This window comes from Streptomyces sp. TRM70350 (assembly GCF_019219825.1).
Classification (GTDB): Bacteria; Actinomycetota; Actinomycetes; order Streptomycetales; family Streptomycetaceae; genus Streptomyces.
The window spans coordinates 12,104-35,911 of record NZ_JAHUXH010000046.1 but is presented as its reverse complement, the minus strand read 5'-3'; the positions used below and the strand labels follow the sequence as shown (position 1 = coordinate 35,911).

The window sequence follows — 23,808 nt, the reverse complement described above, 5'->3', positions numbered from 1 at the left end:
TAAGGCTGTCCCGCAACTGTCGGTCGCGAATGAGATGATCTTGTGGCAGTTTGATCACGGCGTCGGAGCGCGTACAAAAACTCCTGTGCGTCGGCTCGCGCACCTCTGCGATCATCCCCGAATGGCGCACAGTCTCGAATCGCTGGTCATCCGGCACACCCACCGCCTTTCCTCCCCCAAGGGATCTGCCGGGGAAGGAGCCACCGTCGCACGGCAGTTCGACGCGGCGCTGGCATCCGTGGGCTTCAAGCTCTCGGCCGAGCTGCTGGAGCGGCTGTCAGAGCTGTCGGAGGCCGCAGTCGTGCACACCGCCAAGCGAACGCTGCGCACCGTGAGCGAGATGGTGGGCGACCACGTCCGGCACAACTCGTACTTCATCGACTTTCCGGCGAACGTGCCGGACACCGAAGAGTTCTGGATGCGGTGTGTGACGAAGGCGCTCGGCGACGACACGTCGCGCGAGAACGTGCTGACGCAGCTGGCGCACGGGGTGTTGGACCTGCTCAGCCTCCCCACGTACGGCCGCTACCAGCACACCTACGAGGAGATGATCGCGGCGCAGGACGAGCTGATCGCCTCGGCGGGTGACCGGGTGACCGTCCTGCACCTCGGGCGGGACTTGGACGACGAACTCACGGACCTGTACCTGGCCTTGGCGGGCAGCACGACGCCACTGGGCGAGGACCACCTGCGCGACCTCAAGACCCTCGCCGAGCGATGCGCGCTCGGCCCCCAGCCGGAGTCGATCCCCGTCCGGGAGAACCGGGCGGTCGTCAACGAGGCCCGCCTAGGCGTCGGCGCCGACCTCCTGCTGGACACCGTCACCGATGTGCTGCGTCTGGCCTGCGCACTGTCGGGCGGCGACGTGACGCTCCAGGAGCCGACCCGGTTCCGGACGCTGTCGCGGCCGGTGCGCCGGGGGCTGCTCGCGGGCCTCGACGCGGTGGTCGCGGCGAACCCGGCGAAGCTCGCCGATGTGCACGCGCACCGGGAGCCCTTCAAGCGGCTCGGTGAGCGTCTCCATCCACACGAGTACCCGTGCTGGCCACACGCCGCCGATGTGTTCGCCGTCGCACGGGGCGAGAAGGAGGCGCGGTCCTTCGACAGCCGCGTCGAGAAGCTGCTCGACGAGTTCGACGTCACCGGTGCGGTCAAGCTGCTGAAGTCCGCTCCCGGCAAGCTGTTCCGCGCCCTGGACCTCCTGCTGCGTATCGCCGCCGACCAGGAGGAGCGGGACGCGGTGGTGGCCGCCGCGGTGGAGGTCGCTCCCGAGGTCTCCGGCCGGGTCGTCCTCTCGGTCCGTGAGCACTTCCACAACCGGGAGCGGGAGACCGACGAACCCCGCATCTTCGTCAACCGCCGGGGCCGCGCCTGGGTGACCCCCGACGTCCGGCCTCCGGTACCGGCCGCCGACCGCGGCCGTCTGATCGCCGCCCTCGACGCCGAGATGCGCCGTCGGCTCCCGGCGCCGGGCCGGCTGTTGCTCGACCCCGACGTCCTCGACGTGGCGCTCCCGCTCAGTGGCAGGGCGACCGCGGCCGGGTTCGGCGTACTGCCGCGGGGTTCGGTCTCGGAGGTCGACGGCGAACTGCTGCGCTTCTTCGTGTACTGGAAGGAGACCGAGGACCGGACCGACTACGACCTGTCGGCCCTGCTTCTGCACAGCGACTACAGCACCGACTCCTGGCTCTCCTACACGGCCCTCACAGCCGTCGGGGGCGAGCACTCGGGCGATGTCACCGAGGCGCCCGACGGGGCCTCGGAGTTCATCAACCTGTCCCTGGACCGGGTGCGCAGCACGTTCATCGTTCCGCAGGTCAACATCTACGCGGGCGAAAGCTTCGAGGAGGTCGAGGAGTCGTTCTTCGGGTTCATGCTGCGCGACGGTGAGCAGAAGGGCCGTCCGTTCGAGCCGCGCGCGGTGCGGATGAAGTCGGAGCTGCGTGGGGCGGGACGTGTGGCGCTGCCTCTGGTCTTCCAGCGCGGGGACGACGGCAGGTGGCGTGCGAAGTGGCTGCACCTGTACCTGAGGGGCATCTCGTCGGCGAACCGGGTCGAGGAGAACCAGGTGTCGGTGTCCAAGGCGGTGCGTGCCCTCGTGGAGCGCGAGCAGCTGACGACGCGGTACCTGGTCGACCTGATGTCCCGCGACTCCACGACCGTGGACCTGTGGAACGGCGATCCGGTCCCGGACGAGCCCGTGATGTACATCGGCCTCGAACGCCCCGAGGGGCTGCACCCGGACTCCCGGGTCATCACCCTCGAAAACCTGCGCGACTTGATCCCGGGCTGAGTGCTAGCGTTGCCCACGGCGAGGCCATGAAGGGGCTTCCTTCTCATTCACTCCAAATGAACTCAAGTCCTTTCGCTTTCCTCGCCTTCGACGCTGCTCCTGGCGGTGCCCGCGCTCACCGCGCGAGCGCCGCCCGAGCCGCTTCCAGGGCCTGTTCCGAGTAGCCACAGCCGAAAGCACGGCGTGCACCAGCAGCGGGAAGAGTTGGTGCAGTCCGACGCGGTCCCCCCTTCGTCACGGAGTAGCGCAGACCCTTCCGCTGTCGTGACTGCCATGCGTGCGGTTCGTTGGCGTGAGCGCGGGCGGGGGTGATCTGACGAGATGCCGGGTGGGACAGTGGCAGGCGTGTGGCACGACCCCGAATACGACGAAGGGCCAGCCTGGGAGAGAACCTCTCTTGAGCTGGCCCTTCTTCCTGTGCCCCCGGCAGGATTCGAACCTGCGACACCCGCTTCAGGAGTCTTCCCTGGATGAGTCTGTGACCTGCGGAGATGTCGGTCGTAGGGTGTCTGGCCCCGGGAAACACGCCGCAGTTCTCGCGTGTTCCCGGGGATTCCCGGCCTCGTGTGTGCGGAACGTTCCGCGCAGTCCGTGAGACGGTCACCGCATCGCGACCCGGGCTCAGGGCGGATTCGTACTGCTCGAGCCGCACCTCGTCGACGTCGGCGGCGGATCCGCCTTCCCCACCGCCGCACCTTCGCCGCCTACGCGGCATGGCCCCCGCCACCCGCAGATCCGGATCCTAGGTCCTCGGTGGCCCTGGCCGTCCCCGCGCCCAGGGCCTATGACGAGCGGAAGAAGGCCGAGGGGAAGCGATACAAACAGCCACCCGGCCCCTTGAGGCAGGAGAGAGGGGCCCCGGGGTCCCGGCGCCGGGACCCTTGTGAGCTACTTGCCGAGGACGACGGTGTTGTTGCAGCCCTGGCTTGAGCCGAGGATGGTGGTCTGCGAGGCAGGCGAGCCCTCGCCGTTGGACCGGTTGCCCTCTCGGCCGTTCTCGAACCCGGACTGGCCCTGTACGTCGACGTTCTCTTCGGTCGTCCTGCATGAGGTGCTCTGGCTGATGAGGAGCGTCTTGCTCTCTTTATCGTGGTGCTTGTGTCCGTGTCCGTGCTTGTGCCCGTGCTTGTGCCCGTGCCCGTCGGCGTAGGCGGTGCCGGTGCCGAGGAAGCCGATGGCGCTGAGGAGGACGGCCACGACAGCGGTCTTGCGAGGCTTGCGCATGTCTTCTCCGAGCGTTGAAGCGGACGCGTACGCGATCCGCCACGTCATAAGGTGACGAGAGGTTAATGCGCAAATATCTGAAAGCTGCTCGTCGGCACGCCGGATCGTCTGACCAACGAGCAAGGGTGTCGGCCCCGCGGCCGGCCCAAGTTCCCTGTGCGGCCAAGGCATCACGAAGCCGAATGCGGGTGTAGGCGCTCCGCGCAGAACCACCCGTGTGGCCGTGCCATGAGCGCGAGGCGGCCCAGGCTCTTCGCCACTGACGCAGGGCGCCGACGAAACTCCCGTGAGCGTCGACGAGTTCGTCTCACGACGGCGCATCTCGACGACGTCCCGCGCCGCGTACGGCGGGAAACGATCTCCGACAGCGTGGGAAGCGACCACCGCACGGGAGCACGTCCCTCCTTCGAGTCGGCGGCGTTCACGGGGGGCCGGACTTGTGGGTGGGAGATCAACTCTCCGTCCGCTCACGCAAACGGCCCCGGACGAGAAGTCCGAGGCCGAGCAGAACCCCTCCCTGGGGAGAAACTCCAGGTCAGAGCGATAACGCGTTGTGCCCCCGGCAGGATTCGACCAGCGGGAAGACTCCGGCCCACGCCGACCGCTCCCTCCCCGGCCACGTGGCGAACGAACTGCGGGCGCTGATGCGTGCGTACGCCGACAGCACCGGCGTCAGCAGTGCCGCGTTCGGAGGCGTCGCCGACCAGTTCGCCGACAGCGATGAGCCCATCACGGGCTGGTTCACCGCCTACCGGGGGGATGTGGCCGTAGCAGTCACCGCTCCGGAGCGGACGCACCGGCCGGAGACCGCCGAGGCCGTCGTCCGCGCCGTCCTCGACGCCACCGGCTGACCAACAAGTTCCCGCCCACCACCAGTTCGTCGCAACGGCGTGGGCGGGTCAAGTCGTGCCCAGAAGGGCACGGGACCTCAGCACGGGGTTTCCCGGCCTCATGTGTGCTGAATCCGTTCTGCCCGCCACCGTCTGACGGGGCTCCGGCTGTTGGTCAACCGCTGATATGGGGCACCGGCCTCTTGCCTCAAGGCAGCGGTAAGGGGAACCGTCAGGGCTCCCCGGCATGTGCCTCGTCGGCAAGAAGGCCCAGCAGGATGAGGTCGAGTGCCCCGGCGAGGCGCTCGTGCAGGTCGAAGGGGGCCGGTTCCTCGCGGATCCAGCACAGGATCGTCGAGAAGTAGCAGGCGGCCAGCAGTCGGCCGGCCTGGCCGCAGTCGACGCCCGCCCTGATCTCCCCGCGTTGCCGCCCTTGCTCGACGATCCTGGCGAGTTCGATTTCCAGGGACGGGTCCTGCGGGCCCGCGCACAGCGCCGGCGACACGATCGGCCACGTGCCGCAGGCCCGGACCGTCTACACCGGCGACATCGTCTTCGCCGGAGCGGCGCCGGTCGTCTGGCACGGTCCCTTCGCCCGCTGGCTCGCCGCCTGCGACCTGCTGCTGGGCCTCGACGCCGACATCGTCGTACCCGGCCACGGCCCCGTCACCACCAAGCAGGCCGTCCGCGAGATCCGCGACTACCTCGAATACGTCCACGAGCAGGCCACCGCCCGGTTCACCGCCGGCATGCCCGCCATGGACGCCGCACGCGACATCCACCTCGGCCGCTTCGCCGACCTGGACGAGAGCGAACGTCTCGCCGTCAACGTGCACACCGTCTACCGGGAACTCGACCCCTCACTGCCCCCGCTCGACGGCCCCGGGCTCTTCGGCTGCATGGCCGAGCTCTGCCCCGGCCTCTGACGACGCTCCCCGCACCAACGGTCTCCCCTCCGTCCCCCTCGGGCCGTACGACCCGCCAAGCCCGCCAAGGAGGAGACATGGTCTACGACCCACCCGCCGCCTCGTCCGAGGCCGCACCGGCCCGGCACACCGGCACGATCGTCGTCGGCTGTCTGGCCGTCTGCCTGGCCCAGATCCGCCTGGTGCTGCCCGCCGCGATCAACGGCGAGATGCAGCGCACGCTCCAGACGTCCGGCGCGGAACTGACCTGGATCAGTGACGCCTTCCTGGTGCCGGCCGCCGTCCTGGCGCTGACCTTCGGCGTCGTGGGCGACCGCTACGGCCGTAAGAAACTCGTCGTCGTCGCGGCGCTGCTGGCCGCCGTCGGCTACCTGGTGTCCGCAACCTCCGCCACCCTCGGTCCCTGGCTCGTCACCGCCGACGAACTCGAACCCCACCGCGACGCCGACGGGTTCCTCGATCTCGCCCTCACCGTCGCCGTCAACGGCGAGACGGTCGGGCGGGACCGACTGGCCGACATGGCCTGGACGTTCGAGGAGATGGCGGCGTACGCCTCCCGCGGCACCTGGATCCGTCCCGGCGACGTCCTGGGCTCCGGAACCTGCGGCAACGGCGGCTGCCTGGCCGAACTCTGGGGCCGGGGCGGCGTCCTCGAACCACCACCCCTCGGCCCCGGCGACAGCGTCACCATGACAGTCGAGGGCATCGGCACCATCAGCAACACCGTCGTCGAGGGCGTCGCCCCGATGCCTGTGCCACCTGCCCGCCGCAGACGATGACCACTGTGCGACGAGGTCGGGCACCGCCCCGGTGCCGGACACCGCGTCCGGCATGTCGGCGACCGCCTCGGCGGCCGAGGCCATGACCTTGTCCACGTTGTTCATGCCTTTCCCCGGTGCCGGACGCGGCGCCGGCGGTGGGCGGCTTCGGGCTGTGCGGCATACCCACCGTGCTCATCGACGCCCTGCACGCCCAGGGCGTCGGCGGACTGCGCGTGGTCTCCAACAACTGCGGCGTGGACGGCCAGGGCCTCGACATCCTGCTGGCGGCCGGCCGAATCGCCCGGGTGACCGGCTCCTACGTCGGCGAGGAACAAGGAGTTCGCCCGCCAGTACCTCGCCGGTGAACTGGAGGTGGAACTCACCCCGCAGGGCACCCTCGCCGAACGGCTGCGCGCCGGCTGCACCGGTATCCCCGCCTTCTACCGCGCTCGGGTCACGGGTCGCGCGCTGGAGGCGCCGTGCGGCATCCCGAGGGGATCAGCATGAGGGCCCTGGCTGAGGAGACCGGCCTGGTGCGAGCCCAGATCGAGCTCGGAACGATGTGGCAGAACGCGGAGTTTTTGGCTCCTGCACCGGCGGTTCGGCGAGCCGGAGAGTCGTCCAGACGCCGATGAGTAGATCACACGGCTCGCCTGAGATGCGGGGTGACCGGCGACGGGCCGCGCCGGCTGAGGTCGCGCAGACCCGGGTCGGCGTGTCCGCTCACCGGCCACTGCTCCCCGCGGCAGACTGCGGCTGCTAAAGCCCGGGACAGTCGGCTGGGTTGGGTCCCTGGGCAGGCGCGCTGGGGGCGGCAAGGCTGCCGCGGGGAAGTCGTCGTCCAGGACCCGTCTGGTCCCTAGGCGGGGACGCGGGCGTTCCGCAGCGGGGCTCCGGCCCGATGGAGGCTGGTGAGGGCCTGCCGGTAGGAGGCGATCAGACCGGTCTCTACGTAATCCACCCCCAGTTCCTCGCAGTAGCGCCGGACGATGGGCCGGGCCTTGCGGAGATGAGGGCTGGGCATGCTGGGGAACAGATGATGCTCGATCTGGTGGTTCAGCCCGCCCAGTGCAATGTCGGTGAACCAGCCGCCGCGCACGTTGCGCGAGGTGAGCACTTGGCGGCGGAGGAAATCCGGACGGTCCTTGCCACTCAGGATCGGCATGCCCTTGTGGTTGGGCGCGAACAGCAGGCCGAGGTACACGCCGAACAGACCCTGCTGGACTGTGAGGAAGGCAATCGCCATGCCGGGCGGCAGCACCCAGAACAGCACGGTCAGATAGGTCACGAAGTGCGCGAACAGCAGGGCGCCGTCGAGCGTTCGGTTCTTGAGCGAGCGATTGGCCAGCGCCTTCACGCTCGACACGTGCAGGTTGAAGCCCTCCAGCGTCAGGAGCGGAAAGAACAGGTACGCCTGCCAGCGGCCGATCAGACGAGGGAGACCCGTGGCGACCCGGGCCTGAGCCTCGGACCAGACCAGCAGGTCGGGGTCGAGGTCGGGGTCGAGTTCCTCATGGTTGGGGTTGGCGTGGTGGCGGGTGTGCTTGTCATGCCACCACCCGTAGCCCATCCCGATACCGGCTCCGGCGATCCGCCCGGCCACCTCGCTGGCCCGGCGCCGACGGAACACCTGACGGTGAGCTACGTCATGGGCGACCAGGGCGACTTGGCCGAAGACGACGGCCAGGAAGGCGGCGACCGCCAGTGTCCACCAACTGTCGCCGATGAGCGCGAAGGCGGTCCACCCGCCGGCATAGAGCCCGGCCACCGTTGTGATCCGGACCGTGTAATAGCCGGGGCGGCGCCTCAGCAGACCAGCGTCAGTGATCTTCCTCGACAGCCGGGCGAAGTCGCTGCCGGACGCCTCCGGCGGCGAGGGACGGGCCGCGGTGTTCCTGATCATGATGGTGACACTCTCTGCGAAGGGGGCCGGCGGCTCGGTGCAGCCCCGGGCCCGCTCAGACTGAGCCGCAGGTATGGAAGCGGGTCCGCCACCACGGGAAATCGCCCCCGCGCCTGCGGAGAATTCAAGGACGACGCCTGCTTTGCCGGCCGGTGGCCGCGCAGGCCGCTAGCATCCGGTTTCCCGGCCAGGCCGGTCTCACACCGTGACAGCCTGTTGAACCGGAGAACTGCATCGCCGCGCCTCCGCGAAGATGGTGGCGGCGCACTCGGCACACAGGGCCAATGGGGCGGCCGCCGGGCGGCTCCGTCGTGCAGCGGCCCCGGCCAGATGTGGCCCTGCCCAACCGAACCGGCAGGAGCACCCGGGGAGCCGGTTCTGGTCCCTGCGCGCTGGGAGGCGATGGCGGCTTGCCGTTGATCCGGGTCGGTGCGACCCGCCCCACAGGCAGTCGCAGCCCGCTGAGCCCGGTAGCACTTTGCTCTTCCAGGCTATTGGTGACCTCTGCGTCGCGCCTCGCGCGGTGACGGTACCGACCGTGGTAGTCGAAAGCCATGCCCATGACGCCTTCCGGCAGGGCAGGCCATCCATCTCTGCTCGGGCGGCTGCGCCGCATGGTCAGCCGTTCACCAGTCGGGCATGGATGGCGGCGGAGCAGGGATCTTGAGCTGGGGTCGCGTTCGCTGGGCTTCGCGGCGCTGGGGTTCCTCACGCTCGTGCCGCTGCTGATCATCGTCTCCTCCGCCGACCTTGAGCACGGGCGAGGGTTCGCGCAGTGGCTGGGGGAAGGGCTCGGCGTCTCGACGGCCTCCAGGCAGCAGGTCGAGCAGCTGTTCACCGGCCCCAGCCAGGCACTACGGACCACGACCGCCTTCGGTATCGCCGCCCTCGCCGTGTTCGGCCTGACCTGCGGGGCGGCGGTGCAGACCGGCTACGAGAAGGCCTGGGATCTGCCGCCGGCCCGCTGGTGGCATGTGGTGTGGCTCGGCGTCCTCACCGGATACCTCTTCGTCTCCGCCACCACCACGTTTCAGCGCCAACCCCTGGCGGGTGGGGCCGTCGCGTCGCTGAGCGCCGTCCTGTTCATCTGGTGGTCCCAGCGCATGCTGCTCGGCGGGCGGATCCGCTGGCGTGCCCTGTTGCCCGGCGCGGTAGCGACCGTGATCGGGCTGCTCGGCCTGAGGGTCTTCTCCCGGCTCGTCTTCTCACCGTTGATCGCATCCAACGCCGTCACCTACGGCCCCGTCGGAACCGTCCTGGTCATCCAGTCCTGGCTGGTCGGCGTGGGTGTCGTCGTCTTCGGCGGGGTCCTGGTCGGCCGGCTGGTGCACGAGGAGATCCCGCGCGTGACACACGCACTGAAACGCCGAGGATGAGATACGGACCCGGAGGGTCACCCGACTGGACCGGGGAGAGGGCGCACAGCGCGAACGGCCGGCCTCAAGAGGCCGAGATGGGCTGGCAGCATGGTCTCCGCGTGTCTCGATCAGGCCCTGCACATCGGCTTCTACCTCAGCAAGAAGCAGCGCGACCTCGGCACGCCGCTCTTCGGCCTCTGGGACTCTTCCGTCAAGTCCCACATGCGTCCAACGCGTCACCGGGACCGCGCTAGAGACCGCGGGAACGCCGCCGTGGGCTGCAATGGGTCGATCACCGCCCCGTGGTGGCCTCGGTGATCGCCATCCGTACGGGGTCCCGCAGCCTCAACGTGGCACGTCCGCCCGCCCTTCAGGCACTCACCTCGTCTCCTGACGGTCGACGTTCTCGTGACGGCGGTGGAGCCTGCCAGGGGCCGACCCGCTTGACCGGCAGGACAAGCACGGAATCGGCGGCTTTGACCGCGCTCGGGTTACGGGTCGCGCGCTGGAGGCGCCGTGCGGCGCGGTGCTGCTGGTGCGCCGCTGTCGGCCGCCGCCCGCTGTGGTGCGTCGTCACCTGCGGGGCTGAACTCCGAATCCGGGTCCTCAGCCTCGGCTGTTTTGCTGGGCTGCACCGCCGTCGCCGTCCAAGCGGCGCAGTACAGCAGCAGCCTGGCCATGAGGTTGATCCACAGAACGACGGCGACCGGCACAGCGAAGGCGCCGTACATGCTCTTGCCTGCGACGCCTTGCAGATAGCCGGTCAGCAGCAGCTTGAGCAGTTCGAAGCCGACCGCACCGATCAGGCCGGCGACCACGACCGCGCGCCAGCCGGGATGCACCCGCGGCAGCCGGGTGAGCAGGTAGATCAGCAGCAGGAAGTTGACCAGCAGGGCGATGGCCAGTCCTGCGAAGAACAGCAGCGCCCGTCCTGCCCCGCCCTCGATCCCGACCCTGTCGGCGGCCCAGCCAACCGCGCTGTTCGCGAAGACCGAACTACCGATCGCGACCAGCCCGACCGCGCCGAGACCGACCAGCACCCCGGCGTCCTTGATCCTGAGCAGGATGAAATTTCCCGGGTCCTGCTCCTTCTCCCACACCGCGCGCAGGCACCCGCGCAGGGCACCGACCCAGTTGACGCCGATCACGAGTAGCAGCGCACCAGCGATGAGCCCGACGGCTCCGGCGTGCGCGACGAGACCGTCCAGGTCCAACAGGCCGGAAAGGCCCGGCGCCTGGTCGGCAATCTTGTCCTGGAGTTTCCCGAGCTGCTCCTCGCTCAGCAGCTTCGCCCCGATCGCCGCGCCCACCGTGATCAGCGGAAAGAGCGCGACGAAACTGGTGAAGGTGATAGCGGCGGCGAGCCGGGCCCAGTGCACCGTGGCCAGCCGCTCGTACGCGCGCCACACGTGCGTACGCATCAGCCGTGCGATCACAGGCAGCCGTGTCAGCCATTCCATGAAGACACCCATTCTCAGCGTACCCACGGCGGGAGAAGAGACATTCAGCGGCGACGAAACCCCCGCCGCCCTCCGTGGCGAAGGCCGATGCCCTGCACGTGTGGCCGGAGGGCCCGGCGCTGGCCAGGGCCTCGGGAGCGGCGAGCACCAAAGGTATCGCGCGCGACGACCTTCAATCCGCCACTTGCCCCCAAGGCGCAAATGGGGCGATGTGCGAAATCCTGGAATGTGGCACACCAAGGGACGGCACCCGCGGCGGTGCCCCTCGTTCGCCCCAGATCTGGCTGCCGGTGTGGAGCTGTCCATGAGTGGAGGATGCGATGTCCACAATCGTCATCATCGTGGCTGTCGTGGTCGTCCTGGCTCTGGTCGCGCTGGCCCTGTGGACCATGGCCCGGCGCCGGCACCTGCGGGAGCGTTTCGGGCCGGAATACGAGCGCACGGTCGAGGCGAAGCACAGCCGTGGAGCGGCCGCCCGCGACCTGCGCGCGAGGGAGGAGCGGCATGAAACGCTGGAGATCAGGCCGCTGCCCTCGACGGTCCGGGACCGGTACGCCCGGGACTGGACCAGCGTGCAGGAGCACTTCGTCGACCGTCCAGACCAGGCCGTGGGTGAGGCAGACCGGCTCGTGACCACGCTCATGAGCGAGCGCGGCTACCCGACCGACAGTTACGAGCAACAGAAGCGGGACCTCTCGGTCGAACACTCCCGGACGCTGGAGCACTACCGCATCGCCCATGAGATCAACGCGCGAGCCGGAGGCAGGGACACCTCGACGGAGGAACTGCGGAGCGCGATGGTCCACTATCGGGCGCTGTTCGAGGAACTGCTGCATGACGGCACCGGTTCGCCGGATGAGAAACGCCGGTGAATGACCACTAGCCGGGATTGTGCCACCACCTCATGGAGGTGAAGGGACATGCAGAGAGAAGCACCATCCGGACGCGACGAGTATCCCGAACCCGCCGAAGAGAGTCTGTCCACCGAGGACATCGCCCGGCCTCGCACCGGTGCACCGCAACAGCGCACGGGCGATGACCTGACGGCAGTCCCCGATGCCGACCGGGCCGCGCCCGGGACCAGAATCACGGACGAGGCCGGAAACGAACCGGACGCCGCAGCCGGTGAACACGACGTCTCCGCGCAGGAACCCGATACTGCCCCGCTGCTCGGGCCCCAGGAGACAGAAGACCTCCGCACCAGGTGGCAGGAGATCCAGCAGGGATTCGTCGATGACCCACAGCAGTCGGTCCTTGCGGCAGACGGGCTCGTCGCCGAGGTCATGCAACTGCTCGCCACCACTTTCACCGACCACAAACAGGGGTTGGAAAGCCAATGGCACCGCGGCGAGGAGGTCGCCACCGAGGACCTGCGCCTGGCCCTGCGCCGATACCGGTCCTTCTTCGACCGCCTGCTCAGCACCTGACCACCGGCCCGGCCCTCACGACCCGTCCGGCCGGTCCTCGCGGGCACCTCGGCGAGGCGCACCATGACCGGATTCTCGCTAGTGGGTTGCCGAGTTGCTCTCTTCGCGCGCTCCCGGCCGGCTTTCTCCGCGCGCTCGGTGGTTCTGCGTGACCTCGGGACGGGTGGGGGCTCTGGTTGTCGATGACCAGGTGCGCCGGCCGCCGGGGCTGGGATAGTACCGACCGCCTCCGGGGCGACTGATTTCGAAACCGCGGACGTCATCATCGCGTGAGCTGCCCTCAGCGGGCCCGGCGTCTTCGCCGGTTCGCCGGTCCCGGGCGCACAGGAACAGAAGACGTACGTCACACGACCTTTCCAACACCCTGTCTTGGGGAGACGGGCCTGCGGCGATAGCGCACGGTGACGGTTCGGGATGCAGGGGTAATGGTGCCCTGGTTGGCTGATGGGGCCCGCTCTTCCCTACAGTCCAAGGAGTGACTATGAACGTCGCAGGCGAATCCGGCAACCGAGCACAGCAGATGCGCGAGAAGGTCCAGCAGCTGACCGAAGCCGCGGAGCGCACGACCGACCCGCAGGAACGTCAGAAGCTTCAGGAGCAGGCCCGGCGCCTGCAGGAGCAGGCCAAGCAGCAGGGCCGGAATGCCGGTGAGAGCAGGTCCAAGGGCACCGCTGGCGGCGGGCGGAACCAGTAGAGCAGATGGTCTCCAACCCCCGGCCGGGACTCCTGGAAGCCATCTGCGGACCAGCTTCTTTCGCAAGACTCGCCGACGAATCGGTGCCGTCGTCTCTTTGCGTCACGCAAAGTGAGGGGATTCCGTTGTGAGTGAAACATTTGGGGCTACCACCCAGCGTCGGGAAATCGGACGGGAACCGATCTGATCGGTTTCACGGTCGAGGCGGCCGGTGGCAGCATTGGCAAGATCGACAAGCACTCCGACGACGTCGGCGCCGACTACCTCGTCGTCGACACCGGGGGTTGGATCTTCGGCAAGCACGTGCTTCTCCCGGCCGGGACCACCACCCGCATCGACACTGCCGAAGAGATCGACACTGCCGAAGAGAAGGTCTAGGTCGACCGCACCAAGGACGCACCCGAGTTCGACAAGGACAAGCACACTGGCGACACCAACTACCTTGAGTAGCTCGGCAAGTACTACGGGCAGCACATGTGACGCCTCATGCACGTCGGTACGGGTCCCGCCGGTAGCTGGCTACCGGCCAGATCAGACCGCCCGCCGGCGCCGCCTGGTTTTCGTCTCCCGGACGGCGCGACCGTCGGATCGGCGTACGTCAAGGTCGTCTGCGACAAGGCGCTGTTGAAGACACCAGGGGCGAACCGCAACTCGCCCGCCGCCGAGAGCGGCCCCTCCACTCGAGGAGGCAAAGCGCCATGGTCCTCTTCCTGGCCCTGCTTGTCGTCGCGATCGTGCTGGGCATCATCGGCGTGGCCGTCGAGGGCATGCTGTATCTGCTCTCCATAGGCGTACTGCTCCTCCTTGCCGACGTGGGGTACCTCGCCCTGCGGTCGGCATTGCGCCGACGCCCGACCCGCTGACACGCCGGCGCACACGCTGTCCCGCCGCCCCCCGCTGGCGCCCCAAGGCCACCCGGTCGTCACGTCCCATGTCGCAGCTCTGGCACGCGCCAGCGGCGTGCGGTCACCCGGCGACAGAACAAAGCGGTCGCCCAAACCGATCGGACAAGCAAGGAACGCTCCACACGTCGGCTCGTGCGAGGAACAGATCGGCACGATCCGCAGATTCAGGCTGTCTACCAGTAGTGCCGTCGTCCAAGGACCGCGTGACCCAGCGATCCCAGGATCCACAGGATGACCCCGATGACGACCAGGATGATCCCGATGGTCCACAGTATGGTGATCTCGGCCACGAAACCGATGACAAGCAGGATGACTCCGAGGATGATCATGATGTCCTCCGATCGCGCGGAGTGATCCCCCTGCTCAGACGGGTCCCCCGCCCGCTTTCAGCGCAAACCCACACCGGAAGCCTGGAATTGCACGGGGGACGGCCGAGCGGCATCGCGGTCGATGGTCTCCAGCGAGTGGACCACCAATCCTGGGGCAGGATGCCGTCCCTGTCGCAGTGGCCTCGTGGACGGTGCAGTTCTACCGTAGGGAGATACGACGCAGATCTTGGACGCGTCATGATCGTCATCCTGGGACTCATCATCCTGGTCGCCGCCGTAGTCGTCGGCGTGGCCGCTGTTGTCACCAACAGTGGCATCGCGCACGAGGTCACCGGCGGGTTCTCGGTATTCGGCTTCGACGTGACCGGCTCCACCGGCACGCTCTTCCTATACGGCATCGTCGTCGGGGAGCGGCCATGTTTGGACTGAGCCTGCTCCTGACCGGCGCACGCCGTACCTCGCGCCGTGGCAGCACCGCGCACCGCGGACGCAAGCCGTCGCGCCGCGAGACGGCCTCTGCCGGGAGGGACCGCGACGACCTGGTCGACCAACGCGAGCCCGCCCGCGCGGACAATGCGAATGCCCGGGGGAACGACTCACCCCACGATGATCGCACTCGAGCCCCGGACAGCGATCGCCGCAGCAGACTGCACTTCGGGCACCGATCCACCCCCAGCAGGCGTGCGGCCGCACGCGCAGATCGCTGACCGGTCGGCGCCACAGTATTCCTGCCACCGAACCCCAACAGACAACTCACCCAGGTGGCCACCCATGAGTATCGCGAAGAAGATCGCGCACAAGGCCGAAGCGATGAAAGGCGGCGGCAAGAAGACAACCGGCCGCGCCACCGGCAGCCGGCGCCTGCAGGCCGAAGGCCGCGGAGACCAACTCAAGGGCAACGTCAAGCAGGCCGGGGCAAAGATCAAGGACGCCTTCAAACACTGACCACTCCGCCCCGTCGACCCGACCAGGTCTACGCCGAAGCACGCGGGAGGACCTGCATGGGTACAGCTGGGCGTCGATCTGGGACAGGCGCTCCGGCTGTTTGCGCATGCCCTCAGGCGGCTGACGACGCCCCACAACGCCGATTCGTCCAGAGCGAACACAGGGAGCGGGCCAAGCAAGGTAACGGCAGTACGCCGGCGCGCGATGCGTGCAGTGCCGATGGCCTCCCCCCACCTGGGCGGCAAGTCCTCCTCCAGCTCCTCGAAGATCGCCAGCCTGACCTGGACCTTCACCGGCCGCTCGGCCGCCTGGGTTGTCTCCCGCGCCTCCACCTCCGGCCAGGCGTACGTGTACGTCGATGGCACCAAATTGGCCACCGTGGACCTGAAGTCTTCCGCCACCAGGTACCGCGACGCGATCTGGACCAAGACCTGGAGCACGAGCGCCAAGCAACGGTCAAGATCGTCGTGGTTGGCACCAGCGGCCGCCCGACGATCACCACGGACGGACTGGTGTACCTCAAGTAGCCGACCGAGCACCCACGCAGCGACGCAGCGGGAGTAAGCAACGAGCGGCAGCAGCCCCCGAAGGTCTGCGGCCGTTCCTTCTCCGTTGCGTGAACAACCTTGCCACGCGGAATGAGCAATGACGCGGGTATCCACCATCAGGCCAACGATCGACGCTCCCGCATCGACCAGGTGTCGGCGGTCTCTCCCAGCCGTCGCCGACACTGAGGCTCGTCTGGCCGTAGCGACGGGGGCTTTCCATCAGATCGTTAAAGAATGTCCGAAGTGCGACTAATGTGCAGTTCAATGTTCCCAGGATGTTCCCATTGCGCACCCAAAGGTCTTCCGGCGTGGTTCCCTGGAAGACCCTTAGTGCGCTGACCTGCAATTTTGTGGTGCCCCCGGCAGGATTCGAACCTGCGACACCCGCTTCAGGAGCATGATCACAAGCTCACTCGTCTTGCCTGATCCGGCTTGATGTTTCGCCGTTTTCGCAGGTCAGCGGCCTGATGGGGGAAGACGGGGGAGTGATCTTTCACGATCCTTCGCGGGCCTTCATTGTCTTGCTGTTCCCATCAGGTTCCCAGCCGCTTTGGGGGGACGGCAGGCTCGCTCCCTTGGCGGCCGAAGCGCGCGAGCACTTCGACCTCCGAGGCAACGGCACACCACCAAGGCACAGGGAATCCTGAATTCACGTGTCGCTCAGAGGCGCGGCGCGCAGAGCGGGGTCATGTGTCTTCGGCTGCGATGGCGGTGGATTCGATGATCGGGCAGATCACGCCGGGCTCGCCGCGCCCGGCGGCCTGGTCCGCGACGTGGCGGGCGCCCTGGAGGGTCTTCTTCAGAGCCTGGAGGTCGGCGATGCGCCGGTCGACCTGGGCGAGGTGTTCGTCGAGGAGGTTGATGACGAGGCCGCAGGGCTGCTGGCCGTGGCGCTGGAGGTCGAGGATGCGCTTGATCTCTTTCAGGCTCAGGCCGAGGGCCTGGGCCTGGCGGATGAAGCGCAGCGCGGGCAACGCGGTGGCGGTGTAGGTCCGGTACCCGGCGGCCGTGCGTTCGGGCGGGTCGATGAGTCCGTTGGCCTCGTAGAGGCGGACGGCCTTGGGGCTGAGTCCGCTCTGGGCGGCGATGCGGCCGACGGTGAGCATGCCGGGTCTCCGTTCGTGGGACGTGTCTCCAGTGTCACCTTGACCTTGCCCTATGGGCAAGGTTCTACGGTGCGGGCATGACGACGGATCAAGGGGACGACTGTCCGCCGATGGCGGTGGAGCCGTTGAGCGACGTGTGCGCGGCCGTGGTGGAGCAGGGCGAGCATGCCTGCTTCGGGATCAGCCCGTTCAACAGCTACTTCTCCACCAAGCGGATTCGCGAGCTGGCGGCGTGGGGGCTGGGACGCTTCGAGCGGGTGGACTTCTTCGTGCCGGACGCGCCCAGTGCCTTCACCTTCGAGGCGTTGGGGTACGCACCGGGGAGGGCCGCGTGGAAGGCGCGCAGGCAGGGCCAGTACACCCGTAACAAGATCGCCACGGCGCTGCGGTCGCTCGGGGTGGCCGATCCCGGGGCGCGGGTCCTGGGCTGGCCCGAGCTGGAGGGCAACGCGGCCTTCGCCCAGCTCCACGAGCAAGGACTGAAGCGGTACGCCGATGATCTGGACTTTCGGGCCCTGTGCCGGGAGGCCTCCGGCTGGGTGTTGTCCGGGAAGCTGCCGCGCGGGCAACGTCCGGACGAGGAGCAGATCGAGCGGGCCGTGCGTTACTTCCTGGCCGAGCTGCCGCTGTTCCTCGACACTCCATCCATCGCTGGCGTCGGAATATCGGTCTTCTGCTACCACCAGCCGCCCGACGTGCTGCGCCGCTTGTACGCCGGCGAGCTGAGCTGGCGGCCGGCCGCCGGGCAGGGCTTCGCCGTGGTCACACCGGCGGGCCGAGAATGAAGGGGAAAGGGACCTCCACGATGACCACCACGACCGACACCGGCACCGGCCGCCCCATAGAGCTGATGATCACCGGGATGACCTGCGCCTCATGCGTGGCGCGGGTCGAGCGGAGGCTTGGCAAGCTGCCGGGGGTGAGCGCCACGGTGAACCTGGCGGCCGCGACCGCGCACGTCACCCGCGAGGACCCGGCGGTCGAGGTGGCGGAGCTGATCGCCGCCGTCGAGGCCATCGGCTACGGCGCCGAGGTGTCCGGGATCCGCGTGCCGCAGGCGGAGGAGGCCGAGGCCGTCGATGCCGAGCAGGAGCATGTCGCCGGGCTGCGGCGCCGTCTGATCGTCTCGGCGCTGCTCGGACTGCCCGTGGTGGTCATATCGATGATCTCCGCGTTGCACTTCGCCGGGTGGGAGTGGGTTGCACTGGCTCTGGCCACGCCGGTGGTGGCGTGGGGCGCGTGGCCGTTCCACCGGGCGGCGGCGGTGAATCTGCGGCACGGCTCGGCGACCATGGACACTCTGGTCTCGCTGGGCGTGCTGGCCGCCTACCTGTGGAGCGCGGGCGCCCTGGCCGTGGGCGGGAAGCACCTGTATCTGGAGGTCGCCGTCGTGCTGACGGCGTTCCTGCTGGCCGGCCGGTTCTTCGAGGCCCGGGCCAAGCGGCGGGCCGGCGAGGCGATCCGGGCGCTGATGGATCTCGGCGCCAAGGACGTCGCCGTACTGCGCGATGGTGCCGAAGTGCGCATCCCCGTTGAGGAGTTGGTGGTCGGGGACCTGTTCGTGGTGCGGCCCGGGGAGAAGATCGCCACGGACGGGGAGGTCCTTGAGGGCGCCTCGGCGGTGGACGAGTCGCTGCTGACCGGGGAGAGCGTGCCGGTCGAGGTCGAGCCCGGCTCGCCGGTCACCGGCGCCACCCTCAACAGCCACGGCCGGCTCGTCGTCCGCGCGACACGGGTCGGCTCCGACACCAAGCTGGCGCAGATCGCCGCACTGGTGGAGCGGGCGCAGACCGGCAAGGCCGAGGTACAGCGCCTGGCCGACCGGATCTCGGCGGTCTTCGTCCCGGTCGTCATCGCCCTCGCCGTAGGCACGTTCGGCGTGTGGATACTGACCGGAGCCGCCGCGGCGACCGCGCTCACAGCGGCCATCGCCGTGGTGATCATCGCCTGCCCGTGCGCGCTCGGCCTGGCCACACCGACCGCGCTCATGGTCGGCACCGGACGCGGGGCCCAGCTCGGGCTCCTGATCCGCGGCCCGGAGGTCCTGGAGTCGACCCGGCGGATCGACACCGTCGTACTCGACAAGACCGGCACGGTCACCGAGGGCAAGATGCGCCTGGTCGGCGTCATACCGGCCGATGGGGAGGACACGACCCGGGTTCTGCGTTTGGCCGGTGGCCTGGAGGAGGCCAGCGAGCACCCGATCGCCACCGCCATCGCCAACGCCGCACGCGAGCGGCTCGGTTCGCTGCCGGCGGTGACCGGCTTCGCCAACACCCAGGGGCGGGGCGTGACCGGGCAGGTCGAGGGCCGTACGGTCCGTGCGGGGCGGGCCGCGTGGCTGGAGGAACACGGCTTGGTGCTGCCCGAGGAACTCGGCCGCGCACGGAAGGAGGCCGAGGCCGAGGGGCGTACGGTCGTCTTCGCCGCCTGGGACGAGCGGGTGCGCGGCGCGCTGGTGGTCGCCGACACCGTCAAGCCGACAAGCGCCGAGGCGGTCGCCGACCTCAAGCGGCTCGGGCTCACCCCGGTCCTGCTGACCGGCGACAACGCGGCGGCTGCCCGGGCGGTCGCGGCCGAGGTCGGCATCAAGAGGGTCATCGCCGAGGTCCACCCCGAGGACAAGGTCGCCGAGGTCCAGCGCCTCCAGCAGGCATGCCGGGTGGTGGCGATGGTCGGCGACGGCGTCAACGACGCGGCCGCCCTCGCCCAGGCCGACCTCGGCCTGGCCATGGGGACCGGCACGGATGCGGCCATCGCGGCGTCGGATCTGACCCTGGTACGGGGTGACCTGCGGGCGGCGGCGGACGCGATCCGGCTGGCCCGCCGTACCCTTCGCACGATCAAGGCGAACCTGTTCTGGGCCTTCGCCTACAACGTCGCCGCGCTGCCGCTCGCCGCGCTCGGCCTGCTCAACCCGATGGTCGCGGGCGGGGCGATGGCGTTCTCCTCGGTGTTCGTCGTCTCCAACAGCCTGCGGCTGCGCCGCTTCCAGACCCTGAACCGCTGATATCCACACAAGCCCGGACCCGACTCCTCCAGCACGTATGTGATCTGCTGGAGGAGTCGGGTCCGATTTGTCACTCCCGTGTTTGTCACTCCCCGTGGCTGGCCACAGTCGATGCCACCGGGCCCCGGTGGTGCAGCGCCCGATGGCCACGGCAGACCGGGCCCTGGGAGGAGCGCCATGCTGCACATCCGTATCGTCGCCCCGACGCCGACACAGCCCGGAGTCCTCCTGCTGCGGCGTGACCTTGCCATTTGCATGGATTCTGATGGCCCTGCTCGCCGCGCCGGCATGGGTTCTCACCGTTGCCCAGGCCCGCGACACGAGCATGGAGCCGGGAACGATGGGTCTGGCACTGCCGCTCTTCCTGCTGCTGTGGGTGACCATGATGGTGGCGATGATGTTCCCGTCGGTGGCACCAGTGGCCATCACCTGGGCACGGGCGATCGGCCGGCAGTCGGCCGGTACGGCCCGCGCCGCCCGGATCGCCCAGTTCGCCGGGGGCTACCTACTCGCCTGGACGGTGTTCGGTCTCTTCGCCTACGGAGTACTGGCAGCGACCGGGTGGCTGGTGGACCGCAACCCCGAGGCAGGTCGTTGGCTGGGCGCGGCCGCGTTCCTGCTCGCGGGGCTGTACCAGTTCGGGCCGCTGAAGCGCGTCTGTCTGCTGCACTGTCGCAACCCGCTCTCGCACCTGATGCAGTACGCGCACTTCCGACCGTGGGCCCGCGACCTGCGCGTGGGCGCCCACCACGGGCTCTACTGTGTGGGCTGCTGCTGGGGCCTGATGATCGTACTCGTACCGCTCGGCGTGATGAATGTGGCAGCCATGGCCGGTCTGGCGGCAGTCATCTTCCTGGAGAAACTGTGGCGACGCGGCCCGTTGTTCACCTGGGCGGTTGGTGTGACCTCCTGGTACTGGGCGTTCTGGCGCCGTTCCAGGACTGGTTGCTGCCCGGCCTTCAGATGTCCGAGCCGCCGGCGAACCCGATGACGCACTGAACGCACTGAGCGCCTGCTGTCAGTCGGGACCGCTCCAGTCGAAGGGGAAGTGCTTGCTGGACTTGCCGCTGCGGTTCCAGCTGAAGCCGAAGGCGTCGGCTTGATCGGTGGTGGCGCGACCCCAGGTGGCGATCTGGCCCGGGCCGACCTCGGCACCGGGGGCGTTGTGGACCTGCACCCGCGCGCCCTCCGGAGTGGTGGGACCGGTGAGGGCCTCGGCGCGTGCGGTGACCCGGCCGGGGATTTCGGCGCTGCATGCCCCTAGGCCGTCGTCAATCTCGACGGTGATGGGCGCGACGTCCATCCCGCGCATCTCCGGGCTGAAGACCTCGCTGAACTGCTGTGGCCAGCCGCCCGCCTCCCCGACGAAGATCGCGCCGAGCGCGGCGCGCTGCTGATCGTCGGCGCGCTCGTCGACGAAGACGGCGGCGTACGCGTCCGTGTGGGTGCCCTCCCAGACGTTGCCGGTGAAGGACCCGAGCATCAGGACATTCAGACCGTCGAGCCGGACATCCCCATACCGTCCCTCGCGTATGTGCCAGGCGAGCACACCCTCGCAATCGCCCTCGGTCGGGGGCTGGGCAAACGTGCAGGGGCACGGTATGGCGCACTTGCAGGTATCGAACCAGTCACCGACCACATGCCAAGGCGGACTGGTGGTCTGCTCGGTCATTTCGCGAGCCTCCTCATCCCCCACCTACGTAAGAGCGTTGCGAGGCTGCCCGCACCCCGCGGTCCCGGTGGCGGTGCGGTCTCACCTCCAGCATGCGCCTCGCTGATGTGGAAGCGGAAGCTCCTGCGAGGAGAGCGGCCCCCGCGCCCCGGCCAGTTCGGCTCAACCGTCACCTGTCGGCCGATGCGCGGGCAGGTTTCCGGGCAGCGAGCCGTTCGACGATGCCAAGCTTGAACCGGTCCCGCCGCTCGATCTCCAGTCCTTCCTCCTGGACGCGCCGCAGCGGTCGGCGCACGAAGTGCTCCCCGCCGAGCGGGACGGTGACGACTTCGAAGATCCGCTGGATCGCACGGACGGGCCAGGCGGAGCTCGCGATGTGGTCCAGCAGCAGGAGCCGGCCGCCGGGCTTGAGTACGCGGCTCATCTCGGCGACGGCGCGCTGGTCGTCGGGGATCGCGCACAGGGACAGGGTGCACACCACGGTGTCGAAGGCGGCGTCGGGGAACGGCAGGGCCTGGGCGTCGGCCTCGCGCAGGTCTGCGGTACGGCCGAGTTCCTCGGCGCGGCGTCGGGCGATGGCCAGCATCTGCGGGCTCCACTCGATACCGGTCAGCCGGACGCCCGGAGGGTAGAAGGGAAGGTTCAGTCCAGTGCCGATGGCGACCTCCAGGACGTCGCCAGTGGCCTGCGAGCAGACCCAGCTACGGCTCTCGCCGAACAGGCGGCGGTCGAGGAACCGCATCTGCCGGTCGTAGGAGCGGGCGTGCTTGTCCCAGTATCGGCGCAGCCGCTCGTTGTTTTTCGGCTCGGGCACGGTGTCATCCTCTCCGCTGTCGGCTTCCCCCGCACGTCACGGTCGGCCCCCGAGGTGCGGCCCCGGCCGGGAGGACTTCCCGGCCGGGGCCGCACCGCCGAAACCTCCTCCTCCACTCTCATGGGCGGTTTCTGGTCAGGCGGCCGGTCGGGCCGTGTAGTCGCCCGCCTGCTGCACCGCCGCGACGAGTGCGGCCGTGTCCACGTGAGCGCCTTCCTCCAGGCGGACCGTGGTACGTCCGGTCTTCACGTCGGTGGCAGCGAATCGGACGCCGGGGATGTCTTCCAGCTCGTCGTCGATGAGCAGACCGCAGCTTGAGCAGTGCATGCCCTCGACGAGCAGCACCACCTGCTCACCGACGTCGGTGTCCTTCTTGCGGTTGAAGAGCCTCATTTGGTGTCTCCCTGGAAGGTGATGGCGCCGGTCTGCATCCCCATGGCGCAGGAGAAGCGGAGGGTGCCGGGCTTGCGGGTCCCCAGGTCGACCTTGGTGTCGCCGTTGCGCTTGACGATCTCCTGGACCCCGAGTTCGGGGATGGTGAAGGCGCGGGCGCAGCCGCCGGAGTCCTTGCCGTGCAGCACCAGCGTGGTCGGGACGCCGGCCTTCGCGGTGAACTGCGTGGGGACGTAGAAGTCGGTCACAGTCAGAGTGACGATCTGCTTCCCGGTGGCGTCCATACGGACCGGGACATCGGCCCCCGCCGTCTCGCCACCGCCGCCGGAGCCGCTCCCTTCATCGCCTTCGACGATGAACGGTCCACTCGCAGCAGGCTGCTGCTTGTCGGGGGTGTTGAACGGGACCCAGCCGCCGGCCTGCAGAGCGGAGGCCATCGTCCAGACGGCGACCGTCAGCACCACCACACCGGTGAGCGCGGCCAGTCGGCCCGACAGCGCCTGGCTGCCACGGCGGAAGAGGTAGCCGAGCGCGGCGAACACTGGCGCGGTGCCGAGCACGAACCCGGCCATCACCGCGGCTCCGGCCACTGCGGATCCGGAGGTGATCGCGACCAGCTCCATCGACAGCGTCACCCCGCAGGGCACCAGTACGGTGGCGAATCCGATCAGGGCCGGGGTGGCGACCGAGTCGGTTTTGGCGCTGCGTCGCAGCAGTCGGCCGAACGAGGCCGGCGGCCGGGGCACCAGCCGGGCCACTGCCTTCACGCCGAACAGGTCCAGCGCGAACAGCACCATGAGCAGCCCAGCGGCCAGCAGCAGCACTGCCTGCGTACGAGGGCTGGGCTGCAGTGCATCACCGAAGACCCCGAGAAGGGCTCCGAGGAGGGTGTGGGAGAGCAACTTTCCGGCGAGGAACGCGCCGATCGGGGCCAGGTTCTTGGCGGTGAGTTCCAAAGACGCGGCAGAGGCCCCGCGCCTGGCTGCCGCCCCCGCACCGCTCGCGGTGGACGGTCGCTTCGCGGATGGCTTGGAGGCATGGGAAGTGGCGGGAGCGGACGCCGGGGCGGGGGCGCGGCGGGTGACCGCACCGGCCAACAGGCCCCCTTGAACGGCGGCGCACGAGGTGCCACCGGCGAGCAGACCGGTGCTGACACCGGTGATGAGCAAGGTGATGGACGACGGCATGCGTCGTGACTCCTGTTCGGGTA

At 68.9% G+C, this 23,808-nt stretch carries 23 protein-coding genes and 4 pseudogenes; 17 read left to right on the top strand and 10 right to left on the bottom strand.

Going from position 1 to position 23,808, the window contains the following annotated elements:
• Positions 1-121: 121 nt before the first annotated feature.
• Positions 122-2,293 carry a hypothetical protein gene (locus tag KWI83_RS35655; protein WP_218518513.1) on the top strand — a complete coding sequence of 724 codons (2,172 nt, stop codon included), beginning with the start codon at positions 122-124 and terminating at the stop codon, positions 2,291-2,293.
• A gap of 888 nt (positions 2,294-3,181) precedes the next feature.
• Here the strand turns inward: KWI83_RS35655 and KWI83_RS35650 are convergent.
• Positions 3,182-3,517 carry a hypothetical protein gene (locus KWI83_RS35650; protein ID WP_218518512.1) on the bottom strand — a complete coding sequence of 112 codons (336 nt, stop codon included), beginning with the start codon at positions 3,515-3,517 and terminating at the stop codon, positions 3,182-3,184.
• Positions 3,518-4,137: 620 nt separating this feature from the next.
• Here KWI83_RS35650 and KWI83_RS35645 point away from each other — a divergent pair.
• On the top strand, positions 4,138-4,368 hold the full coding sequence (locus KWI83_RS35645) for a hypothetical protein (protein WP_218518511.1): 231 nt from the start codon (positions 4,138-4,140) through the stop codon (positions 4,366-4,368).
• 211 nt (positions 4,369-4,579) lie between these two features.
• On the opposite strand, the gene KWI83_RS35640 is transcribed toward KWI83_RS35645, so the two are convergent.
• Complete coding sequence (locus KWI83_RS35640; RefSeq protein ID WP_256363272.1) at positions 4,580-4,852, bottom strand: hypothetical protein; 273 nt, start codon at positions 4,850-4,852, stop codon at positions 4,580-4,582.
• 10 nt (positions 4,853-4,862) lie between these two features.
• On the opposite strand from KWI83_RS35640, the gene KWI83_RS35635 reads away from it, so the two are divergent.
• The 3 genes and pseudogenes from KWI83_RS35635 to KWI83_RS35620 all read left to right on the top strand — a co-directional run.
• Complete coding sequence (locus KWI83_RS35635) at positions 4,863-5,273, top strand: hypothetical protein (protein WP_256363271.1); 411 nt, start codon at positions 4,863-4,865, stop codon at positions 5,271-5,273.
• Positions 5,274-5,350: 77 nt separating this feature from the next.
• Complete coding sequence (locus KWI83_RS39545) at positions 5,351-6,052, top strand: MFS transporter (protein ID WP_256363270.1); 702 nt, start codon at positions 5,351-5,353, stop codon at positions 6,050-6,052.
• 116 nt (positions 6,053-6,168) lie between these two features.
• Positions 6,169-6,526 (top strand): annotated as a pseudogene (locus tag KWI83_RS35620) (CoA transferase subunit A); the annotation flags it as partial.
• Positions 6,527-6,893: 367 nt separating this feature from the next.
• Here KWI83_RS35620 and KWI83_RS35615 read toward each other — a convergent pair.
• Positions 6,894-7,937 carry an acyl-CoA desaturase gene (locus KWI83_RS35615; protein WP_218518510.1) on the bottom strand — a complete coding sequence of 348 codons (1,044 nt, stop codon included), beginning with the start codon at positions 7,935-7,937 and terminating at the stop codon, positions 6,894-6,896.
• Between the two features lie 554 nt (positions 7,938-8,491).
• Between KWI83_RS35615 and KWI83_RS35610 the strand changes: the two genes are divergently transcribed.
• Positions 8,492-9,313: a ribonuclease BN gene (locus KWI83_RS35610; RefSeq protein WP_374106446.1), complete on the top strand. Its 822-nt coding sequence runs from the start codon at positions 8,492-8,494 to the stop codon at positions 9,311-9,313.
• A 473-nt stretch (positions 9,314-9,786) separates the two neighbouring features.
• Here the strand turns inward: KWI83_RS35610 and KWI83_RS35605 are convergent, their stop codons facing one another.
• Positions 9,787-10,755, bottom strand: a complete 969-nt coding sequence (locus KWI83_RS35605; RefSeq protein WP_218518517.1) for a YihY/virulence factor BrkB family protein — start codon at positions 10,753-10,755, stop codon at positions 9,787-9,789.
• Positions 10,756-11,075: 320 nt separating this feature from the next.
• Here KWI83_RS35605 and KWI83_RS35600 point away from each other — a divergent pair, with 320 nt between their 5' ends.
• From KWI83_RS35600 to KWI83_RS35580, 5 genes and pseudogenes are all read left to right on the top strand, one after another.
• Entirely contained in the window at positions 11,076-11,627 is a 552-nt protein-coding gene (locus KWI83_RS35600; RefSeq protein ID WP_218518509.1) for a hypothetical protein, read from the top strand.
• A 48-nt stretch (positions 11,628-11,675) separates the two neighbouring features.
• Complete coding sequence (locus tag KWI83_RS35595; RefSeq protein WP_218518508.1) at positions 11,676-12,182, top strand: hypothetical protein; 507 nt, start codon at positions 11,676-11,678, stop codon at positions 12,180-12,182.
• Between the two features lie 481 nt (positions 12,183-12,663).
• Entirely contained in the window at positions 12,664-12,876 is a 213-nt protein-coding gene (locus KWI83_RS35590; protein WP_218518507.1) for a DUF6381 family protein, read from the top strand.
• Positions 12,877-13,014: 138 nt separating this feature from the next.
• A pseudogene (locus tag KWI83_RS39540) lies at positions 13,015-13,326 on the top strand (PRC-barrel domain containing protein).
• A 248-nt stretch (positions 13,327-13,574) separates the two neighbouring features.
• A complete protein-coding gene (locus KWI83_RS35580; RefSeq protein ID WP_218518505.1) occupies positions 13,575-13,739 on the top strand; it encodes a hypothetical protein in 165 nt (54 codons plus the stop codon).
• A gap of 215 nt (positions 13,740-13,954) precedes the next feature.
• Here KWI83_RS35580 and KWI83_RS35575 read toward each other — a convergent pair whose 3' ends face one another.
• Entirely contained in the window at positions 13,955-14,110 is a 156-nt protein-coding gene (locus tag KWI83_RS35575) for a DUF6131 family protein (protein WP_218518504.1), read from the bottom strand.
• A gap of 237 nt (positions 14,111-14,347) precedes the next feature.
• On the opposite strand from KWI83_RS35575, the gene KWI83_RS35570 reads away from it, so the two are divergent.
• The 3 genes and pseudogenes from KWI83_RS35570 to KWI83_RS39535 all read left to right on the top strand — a co-directional run.
• Positions 14,348-14,539: a hypothetical protein gene (locus tag KWI83_RS35570; RefSeq protein ID WP_218518503.1), complete on the top strand. Its 192-nt coding sequence runs from the start codon at positions 14,348-14,350 to the stop codon at positions 14,537-14,539.
• Between the two features lie 342 nt (positions 14,540-14,881).
• A complete protein-coding gene (locus KWI83_RS35565) occupies positions 14,882-15,055 on the top strand; it encodes a CsbD family protein (protein ID WP_218518502.1) in 174 nt (57 codons plus the stop codon).
• A gap of 225 nt (positions 15,056-15,280) precedes the next feature.
• A pseudogene (locus KWI83_RS39535) lies at positions 15,281-15,582 on the top strand (N-acetylmuramoyl-L-alanine amidase); the annotation flags it as partial.
• Between the two features lie 707 nt (positions 15,583-16,289).
• Here the strand turns inward: KWI83_RS39535 and KWI83_RS35560 are convergent.
• The gene (locus KWI83_RS35560) at positions 16,290-16,709 is read right to left on the bottom strand and encodes a heavy metal-responsive transcriptional regulator (protein ID WP_218518501.1); all 420 of its coding nucleotides are present in this window, start codon (positions 16,707-16,709) and stop codon (positions 16,290-16,292) included.
• A gap of 77 nt (positions 16,710-16,786) precedes the next feature.
• Between KWI83_RS35560 and KWI83_RS35555 the strand changes: the two genes are divergently transcribed.
• The 3 genes and pseudogenes from KWI83_RS35555 to KWI83_RS35545 all read left to right on the top strand — a co-directional run bounded on the left by KWI83_RS35555 (position 16,787) and on the right by KWI83_RS35545 (position 20,718).
• Positions 16,787-17,494, top strand: coding sequence for a tRNA-dependent cyclodipeptide synthase (locus KWI83_RS35555; RefSeq protein WP_218518500.1), 708 nt, complete (start codon positions 16,787-16,789; stop codon positions 17,492-17,494).
• A gap of 20 nt (positions 17,495-17,514) precedes the next feature.
• Positions 17,515-19,719 (top strand): cation-translocating P-type ATPase, encoded by a 2,205-nt coding sequence (locus KWI83_RS35550; RefSeq protein WP_218518499.1) that lies wholly within the window; start codon positions 17,515-17,517, stop codon positions 19,717-19,719.
• Between the two features lie 177 nt (positions 19,720-19,896).
• Positions 19,897-20,718: pseudogene (locus tag KWI83_RS35545) on the top strand (DUF2182 domain-containing protein).
• A gap of 19 nt (positions 20,719-20,737) precedes the next feature.
• On the opposite strand, the gene KWI83_RS35540 reads toward KWI83_RS35545, so the two are convergent.
• From KWI83_RS35540 to KWI83_RS35525, 4 genes are all read right to left on the bottom strand, one after another.
• A complete protein-coding gene (locus KWI83_RS35540; RefSeq protein WP_218518498.1) occupies positions 20,738-21,391 on the bottom strand; it encodes a DUF1326 domain-containing protein in 654 nt (217 codons plus the stop codon).
• A gap of 169 nt (positions 21,392-21,560) precedes the next feature.
• Positions 21,561-22,205, bottom strand: a complete 645-nt coding sequence (locus tag KWI83_RS35535) for a methyltransferase domain-containing protein (protein WP_308122364.1) — start codon at positions 22,203-22,205, stop codon at positions 21,561-21,563.
• A 135-nt stretch (positions 22,206-22,340) separates the two neighbouring features.
• A complete protein-coding gene (locus KWI83_RS35530) occupies positions 22,341-22,598 on the bottom strand; it encodes a cation transporter (RefSeq protein ID WP_256363269.1) in 258 nt (85 codons plus the stop codon).
• Positions 22,595-23,785 (bottom strand): sulfite exporter TauE/SafE family protein, encoded by a 1,191-nt coding sequence (locus tag KWI83_RS35525; RefSeq protein WP_218518497.1) that lies wholly within the window; start codon positions 23,783-23,785, stop codon positions 22,595-22,597. The genes KWI83_RS35530 and KWI83_RS35525 overlap by 4 nt, the downstream gene beginning before the upstream one ends.
• Positions 23,786-23,808: the final 23 nt, after the last annotated feature.